Source organism: Microbacterium sp. ARD32 (assembly GCF_031844385.1).
In the GTDB taxonomy this organism is placed as follows: Bacteria; Actinomycetota; Actinomycetes; order Actinomycetales; family Microbacteriaceae; genus Microbacterium.
The window spans coordinates 294,165-312,474 of sequence record NZ_JAUZVD010000002.1 but is presented as its reverse complement, the minus strand read 5'-3'; the positions used below and the strand labels follow the sequence as shown (position 1 = coordinate 312,474).

19 protein-coding genes are annotated in these 18,310 nt (G+C 70.6%); 3 read left to right on the top strand and 16 right to left on the bottom strand.

Features of this window, described 5'->3' with window-relative positions; all coding sequences use genetic code 11:
- Positions 1 to 7 precede the first annotated feature (7 nt).
- The 14 genes from Q9R19_RS09720 to Q9R19_RS09655 all read right to left on the bottom strand — a co-directional run bounded on the left by Q9R19_RS09720 (position 8) and on the right by Q9R19_RS09655 (position 14,042).
- Complete coding sequence (locus Q9R19_RS09720; protein ID WP_311256185.1) at positions 8 to 691, bottom strand: DNA-3-methyladenine glycosylase; 684 nt, start codon at positions 689 to 691, stop codon at positions 8 to 10.
- A gap of 22 nt (positions 692 to 713) precedes the next feature.
- On the bottom strand, positions 714 to 2,522 hold the full coding sequence (locus Q9R19_RS09715) for a hypothetical protein (RefSeq protein ID WP_311256184.1): 1,809 nt from the start codon (positions 2,520 to 2,522) through the stop codon (positions 714 to 716).
- Entirely contained in the window at positions 2,512 to 3,285 is a 774-nt protein-coding gene (locus Q9R19_RS09710) for a TIGR03943 family putative permease subunit (protein ID WP_396653472.1), read from the bottom strand. The genes Q9R19_RS09715 and Q9R19_RS09710 overlap by 11 nt, the downstream gene beginning before the upstream one ends.
- Positions 3,272 to 4,351, bottom strand: coding sequence for a permease (locus Q9R19_RS09705; RefSeq protein WP_311256533.1), 1,080 nt, complete (start codon positions 4,349 to 4,351; stop codon positions 3,272 to 3,274). Before Q9R19_RS09705 ends, Q9R19_RS09710 begins: the two co-directional genes overlap by 14 nt.
- A 17-nt stretch (positions 4,352 to 4,368) precedes the next feature.
- On the bottom strand, positions 4,369 to 4,788 hold the full coding sequence (locus Q9R19_RS09700; protein ID WP_311256182.1) for a Fur family transcriptional regulator: 420 nt from the start codon (positions 4,786 to 4,788) through the stop codon (positions 4,369 to 4,371).
- A 54-nt stretch (positions 4,789 to 4,842) separates the two neighbouring features.
- The gene (locus Q9R19_RS09695) at positions 4,843 to 5,700 is read right to left on the bottom strand and encodes a metal ABC transporter permease (protein ID WP_311256180.1); all 858 of its coding nucleotides are present in this window, start codon (positions 5,698 to 5,700) and stop codon (positions 4,843 to 4,845) included.
- Positions 5,697 to 6,539 (bottom strand): metal ABC transporter ATP-binding protein, encoded by an 843-nt coding sequence (locus tag Q9R19_RS09690; RefSeq protein ID WP_311256179.1) that lies wholly within the window; start codon positions 6,537 to 6,539, stop codon positions 5,697 to 5,699. Before Q9R19_RS09690 ends, Q9R19_RS09695 begins: the two co-directional genes overlap by 4 nt.
- Before the next feature lie 104 nt (positions 6,540 to 6,643).
- Entirely contained in the window at positions 6,644 to 7,633 is a 990-nt protein-coding gene (locus Q9R19_RS09685; protein ID WP_311256178.1) for a metal ABC transporter solute-binding protein, Zn/Mn family, read from the bottom strand.
- 178 nt (positions 7,634 to 7,811) lie between these two features.
- Positions 7,812 to 9,170, bottom strand: a complete 1,359-nt coding sequence (locus tag Q9R19_RS09680; protein WP_311256177.1) for a dihydrolipoamide acetyltransferase family protein — start codon at positions 9,168 to 9,170, stop codon at positions 7,812 to 7,814.
- A 122-nt stretch (positions 9,171 to 9,292) separates the two neighbouring features.
- On the bottom strand, positions 9,293 to 10,258 hold the full coding sequence (locus Q9R19_RS09675) for an alpha-ketoacid dehydrogenase subunit beta (protein ID WP_311256176.1): 966 nt from the start codon (positions 10,256 to 10,258) through the stop codon (positions 9,293 to 9,295).
- Positions 10,259 to 10,269: 11 nt separating this feature from the next.
- On the bottom strand, positions 10,270 to 11,424 hold the full coding sequence (locus Q9R19_RS09670; protein WP_311256175.1) for a thiamine pyrophosphate-dependent dehydrogenase E1 component subunit alpha: 1,155 nt from the start codon (positions 11,422 to 11,424) through the stop codon (positions 10,270 to 10,272).
- A gap of 176 nt (positions 11,425 to 11,600) precedes the next feature.
- The gene (locus Q9R19_RS09665; protein WP_311256174.1) at positions 11,601 to 12,779 is read right to left on the bottom strand and encodes a MalY/PatB family protein; all 1,179 of its coding nucleotides are present in this window, start codon (positions 12,777 to 12,779) and stop codon (positions 11,601 to 11,603) included.
- Complete coding sequence (locus tag Q9R19_RS09660) at positions 12,776 to 13,849, bottom strand: histidinol-phosphate transaminase (protein WP_311256173.1); 1,074 nt, start codon at positions 13,847 to 13,849, stop codon at positions 12,776 to 12,778. The genes Q9R19_RS09665 and Q9R19_RS09660 overlap by 4 nt, the downstream gene beginning before the upstream one ends.
- A 4-nt stretch (positions 13,850 to 13,853) precedes the next feature.
- Positions 13,854 to 14,042, bottom strand: coding sequence for a hypothetical protein (locus Q9R19_RS09655; protein WP_311256172.1), 189 nt, complete (start codon positions 14,040 to 14,042; stop codon positions 13,854 to 13,856).
- A gap of 65 nt (positions 14,043 to 14,107) precedes the next feature.
- Between Q9R19_RS09655 and Q9R19_RS09650 the strand changes: the two genes are divergently transcribed.
- On the top strand, positions 14,108 to 14,506 hold the full coding sequence (locus Q9R19_RS09650) for a phage holin family protein (protein WP_311256171.1): 399 nt from the start codon (positions 14,108 to 14,110) through the stop codon (positions 14,504 to 14,506).
- A gap of 6 nt (positions 14,507 to 14,512) precedes the next feature.
- Here Q9R19_RS09650 and Q9R19_RS09645 read toward each other — a convergent pair whose 3' ends face one another.
- Together Q9R19_RS09645 and Q9R19_RS09640 are read right to left on the bottom strand one after the other, a co-directional pair.
- Positions 14,513 to 15,865, bottom strand: coding sequence for an alpha/beta hydrolase (locus Q9R19_RS09645; protein WP_311256170.1), 1,353 nt, complete (start codon positions 15,863 to 15,865; stop codon positions 14,513 to 14,515).
- Complete coding sequence (locus Q9R19_RS09640) at positions 15,862 to 16,125, bottom strand: hypothetical protein (RefSeq protein ID WP_311256169.1); 264 nt, start codon at positions 16,123 to 16,125, stop codon at positions 15,862 to 15,864. Before Q9R19_RS09640 ends, Q9R19_RS09645 begins: the two co-directional genes overlap by 4 nt.
- A 113-nt stretch (positions 16,126 to 16,238) precedes the next feature.
- Between Q9R19_RS09640 and Q9R19_RS09635 the strand changes: the two genes are divergently transcribed.
- Complete coding sequence (locus tag Q9R19_RS09635; protein WP_311256168.1) at positions 16,239 to 16,784, top strand: low molecular weight protein-tyrosine-phosphatase; 546 nt, start codon at positions 16,239 to 16,241, stop codon at positions 16,782 to 16,784.
- Positions 16,781 to 18,172, top strand: coding sequence for an adenylosuccinate lyase (purB, locus tag Q9R19_RS09630; RefSeq protein ID WP_311256532.1), 1,392 nt, complete (start codon positions 16,781 to 16,783; stop codon positions 18,170 to 18,172). The genes Q9R19_RS09635 and purB overlap by 4 nt, the downstream gene beginning before the upstream one ends.
- Positions 18,173 to 18,310 lie beyond the last annotated feature (138 nt).

Below are 18,310 nucleotides of genomic sequence, written 5' to 3'. Positions count from 1 at the left end.
ATCTGGGTCACTGAGCCTGTCGAAGTGCCGCCTCGGCCGCGCCCCTCCCCCAGCGGAACGGCGAGACCGTCGGGTCGCCGGTGATCCAGAACCGCCACGGGAACGCCATCGTGCCCGCGATCCCGGCCACGCCGACGCGCGGCCCGGCCGACACGTCCGGCATCGGCTGGTCGGCGAGCATCAGCCGCGCCACCGCGCCGTTCCGCTCCGCCCCCGAGACGACGTCGATGCCGTCGTGCAGCGCGTGCGTCAGGCCGACCGCCTGCCCCAGCCGGCCGGGGCCGCGGGCGAGGTCGCGCAGCCCGATGCGGCTCAGCGGCGTCGCCGCGCCGCGGCGCAGGGCGGCGGCATCCACTCCCGCGACCACCTCACCCGCGCGCAGCAGCACCCCGCCGGCCTCGCCCTCGGGACCGCAGACGATGTTGACGCAGGAGTGGATGCCGTGGCTCAGGTACACGTACAGATGCCCGGGTTCGCCCCACATGGTGGCGTTGCGGGCCGTCGGGCCCATTCGCGCGTGCGACCCCGGGTCGGGCACGGGGCCGGTCCCCTTGCCGTGGTACGCCTCGACCTCGGTGATCCGCAGCCGCGTCTCGGCGCCGGCGACGACGGTGATCAGCTGGGCGCCGAGCAGCCGGGGGGCCACCTGCACGGGCATCCCGAGCAGCTCGTCACGCTCGACCGGCCGCATCACTCCTCCTCACGCCGTCCGCTCACGGCTGCGGCGACTGACCGCACCACGAGACGTCGAAGCCGTTCAGGGTCGGCAGCTCGCGATCGCCGTCCAGGGCGATCAGCTGGGTGTGCAGCGTGCCCGGCAGCGGCAGCAGCATGTCGTCGTACGGGTTGTTCGGCAGGTCGGGAGCGACCACGACCGCGGCGTACTGGCCGCTGGGCGACACGCAGGTCTGCAGGATGGCATCCGCTCCGCTCACCTCGGTGAGCACGGTGGCCGCGCCCTCGTCGTCGACCCGCACCACGGCCTGACCTGTCGGCATGCCGCCGTCGTCGCGCTGCACCACGTGACGCAGCGTGCCGCCGGGGAACGGCACCACCTCGCTCGCCGGGCCGTAGTCGGGATCGGAGGCGGGCAGCGGCGTCTCGTCGCCGCCGGTCAGGTCGACCTGCACGATGGCGCCGTCGGCGCGCTCGATGATCGCCGTGTACGTGCCGCGCGTCACGCCCAGGATGCTGGCGGCGACCCCCATCGAGGTCACGTCGGTGCCGGCGCGCAGATCCTGCAGGCCCAGGGCGCCGTCGAAATCGATGAACAGCAGCGACGAGCTGTCGGGCACGAACTGCCACTCCGCCACGCTGGCATCCTCGCCCGCCACCTGCACGATGCTCGGCTCGCCCTTGCCGCTGAGCGGTTCGGTGACGAGCACGCTGGCGCGGCCGCTCGTCTCGGTCAGCTCGCGGTCGGAGTAGCTGTAGCCGATGTAGCCCCCGCGATCGGAGAGCTGCACCGACGAGACGAAGCCCTCGCCGGGCAGCTCGAGCTCTCGCCGGCCCGACCCGTCGCGGTTCATCGCGATCAGCCGCGAGCCGTCGTCCTCCTCCACGGCGACCACGATGGTGTCGCCGCTGACGCGGTAGTCGTCGATGCGCGGATGCTCGAACACGGGCGTCGCGCGCTCACCGGTCAGGTCGGTGCGGAAGATCTTGTCGTCGCCGTCGGCCGAGCGCTGCAGCAGCAGCACGCGGGAGGCGGGCGTGCGGAACGTCGTCGTCAGATCGGATGCCGGTCCGCCGCCGGCCCCGACGACTCCGGCGATCTCGACGGTGTACGTGGTGGCATCATCGAGCGCGTTCGTGAAGCGGATGCCGATGCTGCGGCCGGCCGTGTCGACGGTGAACGGTGCAGCGGGGGTGACGGTGACCCGCTTCGCGTCGATGTCGTCGACACGCTGATTGAGCGAGAGGGTCAGGCGGCTGCCGGAGCTCTCGATGGCCTGCGCGCCGTCGACGGTCGTGGCCGTGATGCGCGGCCCCTGCGTGAGGCTGACCACGCCGAGCACGGCGACGACGAGCGCGAGCACCCCGAGCACCGCCAGCAGCGTGAGGACGAAGCGGCGGTCGCGCGGCTGCCGGGCAGGCGCCTGTGTCGCAGACGGCGGTGCGGCGGGGAGCTGGGTGGCCGGGAGCTGGGTGGCCGGTGTCAGCGTGCTCCTGCCGCGGATCGGGCCGGGGACGGAGGCGCCACGACGGTGTGGTTCCGGCGCCGGCAGCGACAGCCCGGTCGTGATCGGAGTGGTCGGAACCGGGACGGCCGGTGCCTGGGTGGCGGCGTCCTGTGCCGGCGCCTGGGCACCGGCGTCCGGGGCGGCGGTGTCCGGCGCGGTGTCCGCGTCCCTGCGCCGATACACATCGGGGGCCGGGTCCGCCGGGGCCGGGTCCACCGGGGTCGACTCCGCGGGGGTCGGACGGGCCGGGGCGTCCGGGCTCTCGGCGCGGGCGGCCTCGGCGGCACGGCGCGCGCGCAGCTGGGCGCGGGTGAGGGGCGCCTCGCCGTCAGTACTCATACGGGTCCTTCGGCTCGGCGACCTTCTTCACCGACGTCGGCTCGATGCGCAGCGTCCCGTCGGCGTCGGCGCGCACCGCACCGGTCACCTCGATCCACTGGCCCGTCTCGTACTCCCCCGCGACGCCTCCGACCGGCACGGTGGCGGGCTGCGCGTCGATCACGCAGTGCGTGATCATCATGCGGGTCAGGCCCACGGCATCCGCTTCTCCTGGCGTCACGAACCCGGTCAGCGTGACGGAGGCGCCGTCGTACTCCTCGGGCCGCGTCGACGTGGCGAACGCGCTCGCCCAGTCCCCGATGCCGAACGTCGTCGTGTCGGCGACGCCCAGGGTCACGTCGTCGGCACCGGCGAACAGCCCCGGGTTGTCGCCGGCGCGCGAGACCGCGAGCTGGGCCGACAGCGAGGCGGGCGGCAGCATCAGCGCCGCCAGCACCACGGCCGACGCGACCACGCCGCCGGTCACGACGCCGGCGGTCTGCAGGATCCGGCGGCGGTGCGCCCCGGCATCCGCCGCCGACGCCGACCCGGTGTGGTCGTGGTCGCCCTCCGCGCCCAGCGGCACCGTGCACGACCAGACCGCCACGACGAGCAGCAGCGCGGCCGCCGCGCACGCGAACCACACCGTGTCGGGGCTGATGTACAGGGTGAGCCGGCCGGTCAGCCCCAGTCCGAGCGTGACCACGGCGACGACGGTCGCCAGGCCCAGCCCCAGCCAGCGGCCGGCGAGCGCACGGGGGCGGGTCGGCTCAGCCAAAGACATTCACCCCGATCCCGATCGCGCAGGCGCTGAGCACCACCAGACCGACCAGCCCGGCGAGCACGCGCGCGGCGAAGGTGGTGCGCAGCAGTGCGAGCATCTTCACATCGACGAGCGGACCGACCAGCAGGAAGGCGATGATCGCGCCCGACGAGAACGTCGACGCGAACGACAGCGCGAAGAACGCGTCGACATTCGAGCAGATGGCCACGGTCATCGCCAGTGCGACCATCGCCAGGATCGACAGCACCGGGTTGGCGCCGATCGCCAGCAGCACATCTCGCGGCACGAGCACCTGCACGGCCCCGGCCAGCGCCGAGCCGATCACCAGGGCGGGCATGACGGCGCGCAGCTCGACGAGGAACTGGATCAGGCTGCGGCGCGTCGGCGAGCCCACCTCGTGCACGACCTGCTCGCACGTCTCCACGAACCGCTCGGTCAGCAGCGACCGGGGGTCGGGGTGACGGCTGTACACCCAGCCGATCAGGTTGGCGATCAGGTAACCGCCCACCAGACGCGCCACCAGGACGCCACCGTCCCAGCCGAACGCGGCGTGCGTGGTGAGGATGACGATCGGGTTCACGATCGGAGCCGCCACCAGGAAGGTCAGCGCTTCGGCCGGCGCGAGCCCGCGCATCATGAGTCCGCGCGCGAAGGGCACGTTGCCGCACTCGCACACCGGGATGAACATGCCCAGCAGCGACAGCACCGCGCGCCGCGCCCACGCATTGCGAGGGAGCCAGCGCTGCACGGCATCCGCGGGGAGCCACACCTGCACCACGATCGACAGCAGCACGCCCAGCGTCACCCACGGCAGCGCCTCGATGAGCACGCTGAGGGTCAGGGTCAGGCCGTCCTGCGCACGGTCGGGCAGGGCATTCACGAACAGGTTCGGCGCGAACACGTCGATCAGCACGAGCACGGCGACGACGCCGACGCCGATCGCGATGGCCCGTCCGAGCGGAACCCGGCGGGGCGGATGCCGGTGGGCGTGCACTCTGCTGCCGGACGCCGCGCTCGAGGACGCCGTGCTCGAGGACGCCGTGCTCGAGGACGCCGCCTGCGGCATCCCGGACGGCGCTGTCGTCACTCGCCCGCTCCGGCCGCCTCGCGCTCACGGCGCGCGGAGCACTCGGCGCACAGCCCGAAGATGTCGACCACGTGCTCGGCCTGCGTGAAGCCGTGCACGGCGGCGGTGCGCTGCGCCCACTGCTCCACGTCCTTGGCCTCGATCTCGACGGCGCGCCCGCAGGAGCGGCAGATCAGGTGGTGGTGGTGGCCCTGCGTGGAGCAGGCGCGGTAGAGCGCCTCGCCCTCGGGGCTCTGCAGCGAGTCCGCATCACCGGATGCCGCCAGTCCCGCCAGCGCCCGGTACACGGTGGCCAGGCCGATGCCGGTGCCCTCCTGACGCAGGTCGGCGTGCAGGGTCTGCGCGCTCACGAAACCGCGCGCGTCGGCGAGCGCATCGCGCACGCGCTCCCGCTGCCAGGTGTTCCGCTGAGCCATGCTCCGAGTCTAGGCCGGGTCGCTGTGCGTCGCTCGGGTGCTCATGCGCCCGCTTCAGGCGACGCGGCGGATGCGGGTGCGCAGGCGCTGCGCGATCCAGCATCCGCCGTAGATGAGGAACGAGATCGTCGTGATGTAGGGGCTCACCGGAAGGGTGCCGGCCAGCGCCAGCAGGATGCCGCCCACCGCCGACACGAAGCCGAACAGCGCAGCCAGCAGCGGCACGGCCAAGGGCCCTGCCGACAGCCGCATGGCCGCCGCCGCCGGCGTGACCAGCAGCGCCATCACGAGCAGTGCGCCGATGATGTGCACGCTCACCGCCACGATCAGCCCGAGCAGCACCATGAACAGCAGGCTCACCGTGCGCACCGGCACGCCGCGGGCCGCGGCGGATTCCGGGTCGAGCGAGTCGAAGCGCAGCGGGTTCCAGATCAGCAGCAGCCCGAGCAGCACGATCAGGCTCATGCCGATCAGCCAGCCCAGGTCGGGGTTGGAGACCGAGACGATCTGACCGGTCAGCAGACCGAAGCGGTTGGCGGTGCGCCCCTGCACCAGCGAGAGGAACAGGATGCCCAGGCCCAGCCCGAACGGCATCAGCACCCCCACGATCGAGTTGCGGTCGCGTGCTCGCGCGCCGAGGATGCCGATCAGGATCGCGGCGATCAGCGCTCCGGCGACGGAGCCGACCACCACGCTGCCGCCGAACAGCAGCGCCGCGGCGGCGCCGGCGAAGGACAGCTCGCTCACGCCGTGCACGGCGAAGGCCATGTCGCGCTGCATCACGAACACGCCGATCAGCCCGCCGACCACGCCGAGCACGGCGCCGGCGATCAGGGAGTTCGACAGCAGGACGAGCAGCTCGCCGTAGTCCTGGAACGAGAAGATGTCGCCCCAGTTCAGCATCCCGGTCATACGGCGCCCCCGGCGATGATGGTGGCCGTGCCCTCGGAGGCATCCTCGCCGTGATCGTGATGGGTCTCGGCATCCGGCACCCCCACGACCACCAGGCGACCGCCCGTGCGGAACACGTACACCGGCGTGCCGTACAGCGCGGTGAGCACCTCGGTGCGCAGCACCTCGTCGGGGGTGCCGAGCAGGAAGCGCCCGCCCGCGATGTAGAGGATGCGGTCGACGCGATCGAGGATCGGGTTGATGTCGTGGGTGACGAACAGCACGGCGGTGCCGTGCTCGCGCCGGCGGTGGTCGATGATCTCGGTCACCGCGCGCTGGTTGGCGAGGTCGAGGTTGGACAGCGGCTCGTCGCACAGCAGCAGCATCGGGTCGTCGGCGAGGGCCTGACCGACGCGCAGTCGCTGCTGCTCACCGCCGGAGAGCAGCCCCACCGGACGGTCGCCGAAGTGCGAGGCGCCCACGCCGTCGAGCAGCACATCCACGCGCTCCCGATCGCCGCGGTGCGGGATGGGGAAGCCGAAGCGCGCACCGCGCACCCCGAGCGCGACCACGTCACGGGCGCGCATGCTGGTGTCGGGCGGCAGCGGACGCTGCTGCGGCACGTAGCCGATGCGCGGGTCGCCGCGCCGGTGCGCCGGAGCCCGGTGGGCTCCGCCGCCCACCTCGATCGACCCGGCCGACAGCGGCTGCAGGCCGAGGACGCTGCGCAGCAGCGTGGTCTTCCCCGAGCCCGAGGGACCGAGCACGGCGATGAACTCGCCCGCGGCGATGTCGAGGTCGAGGCCCGACCACAGCTCGCGGTCGTCACGGCGCAGCCCGGCGCCGCGGATGCTGAGCACGGGCGCTCCCGCACCGGCAGGCTCAGGGTTGGTCGGCTCTGTGCTGGTCGACTCTGTGCTCGTCGACGCCGGGCTCGTCGGCTCTGGGGTCGTGGGCTCTGGGGTCATCGATCGAGCGCAGTGGTGAGGTCGTCGATCGCGGAGCGCATCCACTGAGCATACGTCTGGTCGGGGCCCAGCAGCTCCGAGAAGGTCGCCACCGGGATGCCGGCCTGCTTCGCGGCATCCGTCACCCGCGTCGTCTCCGACCCGCCGGTCTGCGCCGTGGTGAGCACGGCGCGCACGTCACCGCTGTCGATGACCCGGAGCGCGTCGAGCAGTGTCGACGGCGCGACGTCGTCGCCCTCCTCGACGGCCGAGGCGAAGCCGTCGGGAGCGACATCATCGAGACCGGCGGCGGCGGCGAGCAGGCCGGGCAGCGGCTCGGTGATGAACACCTGCTGTCCCTCGTGCTGCTCGTGCAGAGCGTCGAGGTCGGACTCGATCGCGGTGAGCTCGTCGTTCACCTTCTTCTCGGCGGCGGCGAAGTCGGCCTTGCCGTCGGGGTCGAGCTCGGTCAGGTCGGCAGCGATCTGCTCCACCACGTGCGTGATCGTGTGCACGTCGAACCAGACGTGCTCGTTGAAGCCCTCGATGTGCGAGTGGCCGTCGTGATCGTGCTCGGCGTGCTCGTCCTCGTGATCGTGCTCGGCGTGCTCGTCCTCGGCGTGCTCGGCGGCATCCGCGCCGGGGTAGTCGTGCGAGAACTCCGCGGCGGTGATGACCGCGGCATCCGACCCCTCCCGCAACTCGGTCATGTAGGCGTCGTAGCCGCCCCCGTTCTCGACCACCAGGTCTGCCTTCTGCACGGCCAGGCGGTCGCGAGCGGTCGCCTCGTAGGAGTGCGGGTCCTGCGCCTGCGAGTCGATCAGGCTGGTGACCTCGACCCGGTCGCCGCCGACCTGGGCGACCAGTGAGCCGTACACGTTCGTCGACGCCACGACGTGCAGGCGCCCGTCGTCCGCAGCACCGTCGTCCTGTGGGCTTGTGGCGCATCCGGTCAGAACAAGAGCGGATGCCAGGGTGAGGGCCGCACCGGCCAAGATCTTTCGCATGATCCCCATGCTAAACGCTAATGAGAACCATTATCAACTTGAGCGCTGCCGGGTTTCGCGACCCGACCCTGCTCGCGGGTCCTGAATCGCGGCCTCACGCGCGATGAGGCCGCAATATGGGACCCGCGAAGGTGCGTGGTGCGGCGGCGGGATGAGGCGCGTCCGTCGCCCAGGGGCGTCAGTCGACGAGCAGCGCGGGCTCCTCCAGGATCGAAGCGACGTCGGCGACGAAGCGGCTCATGGCGTCGCCGTCGAGCACGCGGTGGTCGAACGATCCGGCCACAGTGGTCACCCAGCGTGGGCGCACCTCGCCGTCGACCACCCACGGCTTCTGCGCGATCGTGCCCATGGCCACGATCCCGGCCTCGCCCGGGTTGATGATCGGGGTGCCCGCGTCCATGCCGAACACGCCGATGTTCGTGATGGTGATGGTGCCGCCCTGCTGGTCGGCCGGGCTCGTCTTCCCCTCACGGGCGGTGATCGTGAGCCGGTTCAGCGCGCGGGCGAGCTCGCGCATACCCATGTCCTGCGCGTCCTTGATGTTCGGCACCAGCAGCCCGCGCGGGGTGGCCGCCGCGATGCCCAGGTTCACGTAGTGGCGCACCGCGATCTCGGCGCCGTCGTCGGTGTCGACCCAGGCTGCGTTCACCATCGGGGTGCGGCGGGCGGCCCAGATCACGGCGCGAGCCATGATCAGCAGCGGCGAGACGCGGATGTCGGCGAAGTCGGGCGAGGCCTTCAGCCGCTTGACCAGCTCCATCGTGCGGGTCGCGTCGACCTCCTTCCACACCGTCACGTGCGGCGCGGAGTAGGCGCTCTGCACCATGGCCGAGCTGGTCGCCTTGCGCACGCCCTTGACCGGGATCGACTCGGTGCGCTCATCGGGTTCCTGGGGCTGTCGGAGGATGCCGCGAGCAAGACCGACCGGCCGTTCGACAGGCTCAGGAACCGAAAGCGTCTCCTCGCGCACGTCGCCCCACTCGGGAGTCTGGATGTTGCGGAACACGCTGGCCTGCTCGGCGTGCTTCACGACGTCGTCGCGGGTGACCTCGCCGTCGGCACCGGTGGGCGTCACCTCGGTGAGCTCCACGCCCAGGTCCCGGGCGAGCTTGCGGATCGGCGGCTTGGCGATCACGCCGACCGAGGAGCGCACCTGTCGCTGGGGCGGGCGCTTGCGCCGTGAGGTCGCGCCCCCGCCGCTGCCGTAGCCGACGAGCACGGACCCGCCGCCCTCCTCCGCCGCAGGAGCCGCGCCCCCCTGGGACGCTGAGCCTGTCGCAGCGGCGGCATCCGCAGCATCCGTCACGAACGTGATGATCGGCGCGCCGACCTGCACCGTGACCCCTTCCGCGACGAGGATCTCGCCGACCGTGCCGGCGTGCGGCGAGGGCAGCTCGACGAGCGACTTGGCGGTCTCGATCTCGCAGATCACGTCGTTGATCGCGACCGTGTCACCCGGCGCGACCTTCCAGGTGACGATCTCGGCCTCGGTGAGGCCCTCGCCGACGTCGGGGAGGGTGAAGGTCTGAGTGGTCATAGCGGGTCCTTTCGACTGCGCGAACGCCACAACTCCGGAGATCTGGTGGCCTCAGGGGCAGAATCGCGGCAGGAGCGCGAGATCCCGTGTGAATCTCCGGAGTTATGGCGGCAGAACATGGGTCAGTAGGCCAGCGAGCGGTCGACGGCTTCGAGGATGCGATCGGCATCCGGCAGGTACACGCCCTCGAGCTTGGCGGGCGGGAAGGGCGTGTCGAACCCCGAGACGCGCAGCACCGGGGCCTCGAGGGCGTAGAAGGCGCGCTCCTGCACGGTCGCGGCGATCTCGCTGCCCAGGCTGGTGAAGCCGGGCGCCTCCTGCGCGTAGACCATGCGTCCGGTGGAGCGCACCGAGTCGAGGATGGGGCCGTAGTCCACCGGCGAGAGCGAGCGCACGTCGACGACCTCGCAGCTGGTGCCCTCCGACTCGGCGAGCGCGGCGGCCTGCAGCAGGGTCGTGACCATCGCGCCGTGACCGACGAGGGTCACGTCGGACCCGCGGCGCACGATCCGCGAGGAGTGCAGCGGAAGAGCGGATGCCTCGAGCTCGACCTCGCCCTTGGGCCAGTACCGGCTCTTCGGCTCCATGAAGATGATCGGGTCGTTCGAGCGGATCGCCTCCTGGATCATCCAGTACGCGTCGTTCGGAGTCGACGGCGACACCACCCGCAGGCCCGGAGTGTGCGTGAAGTAGGCCTCGGGACTCTCCTGGTGGTGCTCCACCGCGCCGATGTGCCCGCCGTACGGGATGCGGATGACGATCGGCATCGACAGCCCGCCCTCGTGGCGGTTGGTGATCTTCGCCAGCTGCGAGGTGATCTGGTCGAAGGCGGGGAACACGAAGCCGTCGAACTGGATCTCGCACACCGGCCGGAAGCCGGCCATGGCCAGGCCGATCGCGGTGCCGACGATGCCGGATTCCGCCAGCGGCGTGTCCAGCACGCGCCGGTCCCCGAACTCCGCCTGCAGCCCCTCGGTGACGCGGAACACCCCGCCGAGCCTGCCGATGTCCTCGCCCATCAGCAGCACGCGCGGGTCGTCCTGCAGTGCCTTGCGCAGCCCGGCGTTCAGCGCCTTCGAGAAGGGCATGTTCTCCAGGCTCACAGTGCGCCTCCCTCGGCTCCATCTGCCGCTCCGCCGGTGGCGAACGACGCCTCGTACTGCTCCAGCCACGCCCTCTGCTCGTCGATCAGCGGATGCGGCTCGCTGTACACGTGGTCGAAGATCGCACCGCGTCCGGGTGCGGGGAGTGCCACGGTGCGCGCACGCAGGTCCTCTGCGGCATCCGCCGCCTCGGAATCCACGCTCTCGAAGAACGCCTCGCCGGCGCCGCGCCCCAGCAGGAACGCGCGCATGCGCGCGATCGGGTCGCGCTGCGCCCATCGCTGCTCCTCGTCGGAGCCGCGGTACTTGGTGGGGTCGTCGCTGGTGGTGTGCGCGCCCATCCGGTAGGTGACCGCCTCGATCGCCCGCGGGCCGAGCCCGGCGCGCGACTCGTCGAGCAGCGCGCGGGAGACCGCGTAGCTGGCGAGCACGTCATTGCCGTCGACGCGGACCGAGGGGATGCCGTAGCCGGGGCCGCGTCCGACCAGCGGCACCTTCGACTGGGTCTCGACGGGCACCGAGATCGCCCAGTGATTGTTCTGCAGGAAGAACAGCACCGGGGCGTCGTAGCTGGCCGCGAAGACCATCGCCTCGTGCACGTCGCCCTGGCTGGAGGCGCCGTCGCCGTAGTAGACCACGACAGCCTCGTCGCGCTCCGGGTCGCCGCTGCCGGTCTTGCCGTCGAAGGCGAGACCCATGCCGAAGCCGGCGGCGTGCAGGGTCTGCGAGCCGAGCACCAGCGTGTAGATGCGGGTGTTGCCGTTGCGCGCGTCGGACGGGTCCCAACCGCCGTGCGAGAGCCCGCGCATCACCTTGATGATGTCGATGGGATCGACCCCACGGATGCGGGTGACCACGTGCTCGCGGTAGGAGGGGAAGATCGTGTCCTGCCGGCGCGCGGCGTGGGCCGAGCCGACCTGGGCCGCCTCCTGCCCGCGGCTCGGCGGCCAGAGCGCCAACTGGCCCTGACGCTGCAGGTTGGTGGCCTGGGCGTCGATGGCGCGGATGATCACCATGTCGCGGTAGAACTGCTCGAGCTCGGCGTCGGTGAGGGCGTCGATCAGCGGCAGGTAGGGCTCGGATGCCGGCGACGGAGCGAATGATCCATCCGCTTCCAGGACGCGAACGAGGGGTGTTTCGGTCGAGGTCACGGCTCCACGCTACCCACGTCGGCATGCCTGGTCACGCATAGTTCGGGGCCCCTAGTATGTGCCCGGGACCTGGACTTACAAGCATCCGCGCGCTGTTCGCGGGTCCCGTTCGACGGGCTCCGTCGACGGAAGGCAGCCACTCGGGACCCGCGAACGACGCGATCCGCGTCCAGGCCTCAGCGCCCGTGCGCCTGTGCGAGCCTCTCCAGCGCCGCGGCGATCGCGTGGCGAGGGGCGGCCAGGTTCATGCGCTCGAAGCCCTCGCCCTCGGGGCCGAACATGGCTCCCTCGTCGAAGAACACCAGCGCCTCCTGCTCGTGGATGCGCTTGAGCTCCTGGTGCGACAGTCCCAGCCCACGGAAGTCCATCCACTGCAGGTAGGTGCCCTCCAGATCGTGGACGACGACCTCGGGCATCCGCTCGGCCAGGAACGACCGCACCAGCTCGTGATTGCCGTGCACCAGCTCGATCAGCCCGTCCAGCCAGCCGCCGGCCTTCGTGTACGCCAGCCGGCACGCCTGGAAGCCGAGCGCGTTCAGCGTGAAGAAGCCCGTGCGGCCCTGCTCGACCGTGTACTTCTCGCGCAGCGCGGCATCCGGGATGACGATGTTGCTGGTGGCCATGCCGGCCAGGTTGAACGTCTTGCTGGGCGCGGTGCACACGATCGTGCGCGCGGCGGCGTCGTCGTTCAGCGTCGAGAAGACGGTGTGCGCGACGTCAGGCATCAGCAGGTCGAAGTGGATCTCGTCGCTGATGACGGTGAGGTCGTTGTCGCGGGCGATGCGCCAGACGGCTTCGAGCTCGTCGCGGTCCCACACCCGGCCGGTGGGGTTGTGCGGGCTGCAGAACAGCAGCGCGGTGGTGCGCGGGTCGGCGGCCTTCGCGGCGAGGTCGTCCAGGTCGATGCGCCAGCGGCCCTCCTGCAGCACGAGCGGGTTGCGCACGACCACGCGGTCGTTGCCCTCGATCGCGCCGAAGAACGGGTAGTACGCCGGGGTCTGCACGATCACACCGTCGCCGGGTGCGGTCACCGCCCGCACGGCCGTGTTGAACGCGGGCACGACGCCGGGCGCGAGCACGATCTGCTCCCGGTCGACCGCCCAGCCGTGCCGGTCGCGGAACCAGCCGGTCACCGCATCCCAGTACTCGTCGGTGGCGAGCGTGTAGCCGAGCACCACGTCGTCCAGGTGCGCGCGCAGTCCGTCCAGGATCTCCGGCGCGAGCTTCAGGTCGATGTCGGCGACCGAGAACGGCGAGATGCCGGCGGGCACGTTCGGGTTCGCGGTGAACATGTGCTGCCATTTGGAGGCGCCCGTGCCGGTGCGGTCGACGACGGTCTCGAAGTCGTAGGTCATGCGCGCACCTGCTCCGCCGCGACGGCGAGCACTCCGTCGAGCGACTCCTCCTCGCCGACCGAGATGCGGATGCCGTCGCCGGAGAACGGCCGGACGATGAGGTCCGCGGCCACGAACGCCGCGGCCACCTCGTCGGTGCGGTCGCCCGCGGGCAGCCACACGAAGTTCGACTGCGTGTCGGGCACCTCCCAGCCCTGCGCGCGCAGCCCCTCAGCCAGCCGGGTGCGGCGCTCGACGATCACCGCGACGCGCTCGCGCAGTTCGTCCTCGGCATCCAGGCTGGCGATCGCCGCGCGCTCGGCGGCGCTGGTCACCGACAGCGGGATGCCCGTGGTGCGGGCGGCATCCAGCACGTGCGGGTGCCCGATCGCGTAGCCGACGCGAAGACCGGCGAGCCCGAACGCCTTGGAGAAGGTGCGCAGCACGACCACGTTCGGATGCTTCTCGAACACGCGCTCGGCCAGCCCGTCGACGGCATCCGGGGCGGTGACGAACTCTGCGTACGCCTCGTCCAGGATGATGAGCACGTCCTGCGGCACGCGCGCGACGAAGGCGGCGAACTCGGCTCTGGTCACGATCGGGCCGGTCGGGTTGTTGGGTGTGCACACGATGACCACGCGGGTGCGGTCGGTCACGGCATCCGCCATCGCCTGCAGGTCGTGCCGTCCGCCCGGCGCGAGCGGCACCTGGATGCCGGTGGCGCCGGCCACCAGCGGAAGGCTCGGATAGGCCTCGAAGGAGCGCCACGCGTAGACGACCTCGTCCCCGACCGTGGAGGTGCCGAGCACCAGCTGGTGCAGGATCGCGACGGAGCCGGATGCCACGTGCACGGCGTCGACCTCGACGCCGAACTTCTCGCCCAGGCGGGCACGCAGCGCGCTGGCCGTCGCATCGGGGTAGCGGTTGATCGGGGCGGTGTTCGTGAGCGCCTCGAGCACCGACGGCAGCGGCTCGAACGGGTTCTCGTTGCTGGAGAGCTTGAACGCGTTCGCGCCCGCCTGCTTGCCCTGGCGGTACGGCGGCAGGGCGGCGATCTCGGGGCGGATGCGGGGCAGGATGGGCTCGGTCACGGGATCAGTCTAAGGAAGCGAGGATCCTCACGATCGATCCGAGCTGCTCCAGCCATGTCTTCCCGTCGGATCCAGCCAGTTCCTCGCGCCCCGCATTCGCTACATGCTTGCCGATGGTCTTGACGTCACGCCCGAACTCGTCGGCCTTCACCGGGAAGCCCTCCTCGCCGATCCGATACACATCCATATCCAACGTCGTTCTCCTGACGTATCCGCCGCCGCCGACAAAAGTGGAGCTTCCCGTGGCACCATCGACAGATGCGATTCATCATCCGCGTCGTCATCAACGCCTTCGCCATCTGGGTGGTCACCCTCATCCCCATCCTCGGGATCGACGTGCGGCCGTTCTCTCCGGGCGAGACCCTGCAGCTGGTGCTCACCCTGCTCGCGGTCGCCGCGATCTTCGCGCTGGTCAACTCGATCATCGGCACGGTCATCAAGATCGTCGCCTTCCCGCTCTACATCCTGACGCTGGGGTTGATCTCCTTCATCGTGAATGGGTTCCTGCTCTGGCTCACCGCCTGGATCACGAGCGGCTTCGGCTGGGGTCTGAGCGTGGACTCCTTCTGGTGGGGCGTGGTCGCGGCGATCGTCATCTCCATCATCAACGCCGTCTTCGGTGCCATCCTGCGCCCGCAGAAGAAGAAGCACCGCTGACGCCACTCACAGCCGCTTCGCGCTGAACTCCATACGCTCAACGGTGACGGCCTTCCCGAGTTCGCCGAAGTAGCGCTCCCGCCAATCGCGCACGCGCACGTCGTTCGACGCGTCGGTCTCCTGTGCGGTCTGTATATAGGGGTCAATCAGATGCGGGTCGATCGGAGAGGCCATCGCGCTGTCACGGTGCACCGTGAAGCTGTCCGGCGCCCCGGTGCCCCCCACGGCGCCGCCTGTGGCCAGGGCGTTCACCGGGTCGGCGCCGTTCTCCAACCGGACCAGGGTCTGATCGCTGCGCAGCGCCGGATCCACAGGATCGCCCGCGACGATCAGGGTCCCGACCTCGTACGGACTGTCCATCGCGATGTGCGAGGCGATCATCGCACCCTGCGAATATCCGACCAGATCGACGGCGTCACCCGGGTCCGCACCGGCCTCCTTCAACGCCTGCAGAACGGCCTGGTGGGATGCCGCAGCATGACGCTCCATGTACAACCGCCAGTCGGATGTCCCATCGAACGGTTCGTCGGTCCCCGGCATCAGCTCCCGTGTGCCGTCGATGTACGCGAGGTATCTCGTCGAACTGTCCGGCATCGTGTACTTCTCGACGACCACCTGGCCCTTGACTTCACCCGGGTGCTCATATGGCACTCGTGCGATCGAATCCTTCAGGCTCGCCACCGGAGTGGTCGCACCCGATGCCACCTTCGTCACCTGCACCGCGGGAGATACGCCCTGGAGCTTGGTGCCCACCGGCAGCACACCCCGATCGGCGGTCACCGCCAGATCCCGCAACTCGCCCATCACCTTCCCGACCGGCCGTGTCTGCGTCAGATGCAGCAGGGGAAGGAACGCCGGCACGAGCATCGCCGTAGCCAGGCCACCGGCCGCGAGCCAGGTGTCCCAGGGCTGATCGGTCAGGCCTTCGAATCTCTGCTTCTCCCACTCCTCGACCAGTCGCGCGGCCATCGGCTCCACCCGCGGATCGGATGCGATCAGCGCATCGATCCGCGCCTGAACCGTGATCGCCTCGCCCCGGTCGCCTACCCCGCGCACCTCTTGCTCGGTGCGCAGCTCGACCAGTTCGAAGACATCAGCCATCAGCTGCGTGTTCGCTGCGTTCTCGCCCGCCTGGCGCGCGAGTCCCTCCAGACAGAACTCGATCGACGAGAGCTCGAACACCCACCCGCTCCGCGACCGGCCCGGCAGCGGGCCCAGAAGCTGCTCGGCCCTCCGGATCAGATCGATCGCACACACGAGCTCCCACGAGAGCCTCTCCACCTGCCGGCCGACTGCCCGGAACGCCTCCGAGTCGACGCTGATCGCACCGCCCGAGGTGATCTCCACTCCCGAGCTCATGCGAACGCCGTCCGAGCCACTCGGTCCCGCACGACCATCAGCTCGCCTCGCTGCTCGCCCAGTTCGACATGCAACTGCGACAGCTTGCGCCGCAACGCGCGCACACCATCGTTCTCCCAGCTCGACTCAGCCCCGAGTCGTTCCGCCTCCGCCGCGGCATCCCCCACCGCATCGGCCGCTTCGTCGAGAAGTCGCAGGGCGGAGAACACCACCCAGAGGTCGTCGCCTGCCAGCCCGTCGGCCGCTGTGATCGTCTGCATGCCTCCAGCGTGCGCGAAGCACGGCATCCGCTCGGTACGGAATCCCACTGATTGTGGACAACTCCCCATAACCGACGATTGGGGAAGGAAGTCGCAACCGGCAGAATGGAGCAATGACCGACCCGGATCCCTTCCGCGTCATCTTCGTCTGCACCGGCAACATCTGCCGATCCCCGATGGCCGAGGTGGTGCTCCGCGCGCTCGCCGTGCAGCGCGGGCTGGCATCCCGCGTGCTCTCCCGCAGCGCCGGAACCGGAGACTGGCACCTGGGCGAACGCGCCGACGAGCGCACCCTGGACTGCCTGACCCGCCGCGGCTACGACGGCTCGGCGCACCGGGCGAGGCAGTTCAGCGCCGCATCCTTCGCCGAGAACGACCTGATCGTCGCACTGGACCGCACCCACGAGCGCATCCTGAAGGCGTGGGCGCGCAGCGACGACGACAAGGGCAAGGTCACCCTGCTGCGGGCCTTCGACCCGCACGCCTCGAGCATGGACGTGCCCGATCCGTACTACGCCGGCCCGCCGATGTTCGACTCGGTGCTGGCTATGATTGAGACCGCGACGCGCGGCCTCTTCTCGCAGCTCGAGCCGGCTGTGCGCGCCCCCCGTACGACGCTCCGCGCGCTGCGGCGCCCCGATCAGGAGGACCTCCCCTGAGTTCCCAGCCTTCGCTCCCGTCCCTTCCGGATCAGCCGCTCAGCCCCCTCGACGGCCGCTATCGCACCGCCGTCGCCGGACTCGCGGACTTCCTCTCCGAGGCGGGACTGAACCGTGCCCGCGTCGAGGTGGAGGTGGAGTGGCTGATCGCCCTCACCGACCGCTCGCTGTTCGGCACCTCCCCCCTGCCGGATGCCGATCAGCAGCGCCTGCGCGCGCTGTACCGCGACTTCGGGCAGCCCGAGATCGACTGGCTCGCCGAGAAGGAGGCGGTCACGCGTCACGACGTGAAGGCCGTCGAGTACCTGGTGCGCGACCGGCTGTCGACGCTGGGGCTGGATGCCATCGCCGAGCTGACGCACTTCGCGTGCACCAGCGAGGACATCAACTCCGCCTCGTACGCGCTCACGGTCAAGCGCGCCGTCGAGGGCGTGTGGCTGCCGGCGCTGGATGCCGTGATCGCGAAGCTGCGCGAGCTGGCCGTCGAGCATGCGGATGCCGCGATGCTGTCCCGCACTCACGGCCAGCCGGCCACCCCGTCGACCATGGGCAAGGAGCTGGCCGTCTTCGCGTGGCGCCTGGAGCGCGTGCGCGGGCGTATCGCGGCATCCGAGTACCTGGCGAAGTTCTCCGGCGCGACCGGCACCTGGTCGGCGCACCTGGCCGCCGACCCGGACGCCGATTGGCCGGCGATCTCCCGTGCGTACATCGAGGGCCTGGGTATCGACTTCAACCCGCTCACCACCCAGATCGAGTCGCACGACTGGCAGGTGGAGCTGTACGACCACGTGCGGCACGCCGGCGGCATCCTGCACAACCTCGCCACCGACATCTGGACCTACATCTCGCTGGGCTACTTCGCGCAGATCCCCGTGGCGGGCGCGACCGGGTCGTCGACCATGCCGCACAAGATCAATCCGATCCGGTTCGAGAACGCCGAGGCGAACCTGGAGCTGTCCGGCGCGCTGCTGAACTCGCTGTCGCAGACGCTGGTCACCAGCCGGATGCAGCGCGACCTGACCGATTCCACCACGCAGCGCAACATCGGCGTCGCGTTCGGGCACTCGCTGCTGGCGCTGGACAACCTGCGCCGCGGGCTGGACTCCATCTCGCTGTCGCGCGACGTGCTGCTGGACGACCTGGACCACAACTGGGAGGTGCTGGCCGAGGCCATCCAGACCGTCATCCGCGCCGAGGTCGTCGCCGGGCGCTCGAGCATCACCGACCCGTACGCGCTGCTGAAGGACCTCACTCGCGGACACCGCGTGGGCGCGGCCGAGCTGGCCGAGTTCGTGCAGAAGCTGGAGATCGGGGATGCCGCGAAGCAGCGCCTGCTCGCGCTGACTCCGGCCACGTACACCGGCGTCGCCGAGCAGCTCGCGCGCTGACCCGGAGCGCGGCGCCGCGCGGCATCCGCCTCGCCCCGCTTCGCGAGATGAAAACCGCTGGTTGCAAGGCCTTCGGAGCGACGTTTTCCATCTCGCGCATCATGAGCCGGATGGAAAGCGCAGGTCCACGCCCTCCGG

Bases quoted from the DNA above. Each gene is read 5' to 3' on its own strand.
- Q9R19_RS09720 (WP_311256185.1), bottom strand. From the start codon at position 691: ATGCGGCCGGTCGAGCGTGACGAGCTGCTCGGGATGCCCGTGCAGGTG.
- Q9R19_RS09715 (WP_311256184.1), bottom strand. From the start codon at position 2,522: ATGAGTACTGACGGCGAGGCGCCCCTCACCCGCGCCCAGCTGCGCGCG.
- Q9R19_RS09710 (WP_396653472.1), bottom strand. From the start codon at position 3,285: ATGTCTTTGGCTGAGCCGACCCGCCCCCGTGCGCTCGCCGGCCGCTGG.
- Q9R19_RS09705 (WP_311256533.1), bottom strand. From the start codon at position 4,351: ATGCCGCAGGCGGCGTCCTCGAGCACGGCGTCCTCGAGCACGGCGTCC.
- Q9R19_RS09700 (WP_311256182.1), bottom strand. From the start codon at position 4,788: ATGGCTCAGCGGAACACCTGGCAGCGGGAGCGCGTGCGCGATGCGCTC.
- Q9R19_RS09695 (WP_311256180.1), bottom strand. From the start codon at position 5,700: ATGACCGGGATGCTGAACTGGGGCGACATCTTCTCGTTCCAGGACTAC.
- Q9R19_RS09685 (WP_311256178.1), bottom strand. From the start codon at position 7,633: ATGCGAAAGATCTTGGCCGGTGCGGCCCTCACCCTGGCATCCGCTCTT.
- Q9R19_RS09680 (WP_311256177.1), bottom strand. From the start codon at position 9,170: ATGACCACTCAGACCTTCACCCTCCCCGACGTCGGCGAGGGCCTCACC.
- Q9R19_RS09675 (WP_311256176.1), bottom strand. From the start codon at position 10,258: ATGCCCTTCTCGAAGGCGCTGAACGCCGGGCTGCGCAAGGCACTGCAG.
- Q9R19_RS09665 (WP_311256174.1), bottom strand. From the start codon at position 12,779: ATGACCTACGACTTCGAGACCGTCGTCGACCGCACCGGCACGGGCGCC.
- Q9R19_RS09650 (WP_311256171.1), top strand. From the start codon at position 14,108: ATGCGATTCATCATCCGCGTCGTCATCAACGCCTTCGCCATCTGGGTG.
- Q9R19_RS09645 (WP_311256170.1), bottom strand. From the start codon at position 15,865: ATGAGCTCGGGAGTGGAGATCACCTCGGGCGGTGCGATCAGCGTCGAC.
- Q9R19_RS09640 (WP_311256169.1), bottom strand. From the start codon at position 16,125: ATGCAGACGATCACAGCGGCCGACGGGCTGGCAGGCGACGACCTCTGG.
- Q9R19_RS09635 (WP_311256168.1), top strand. From the start codon at position 16,239: ATGACCGACCCGGATCCCTTCCGCGTCATCTTCGTCTGCACCGGCAAC.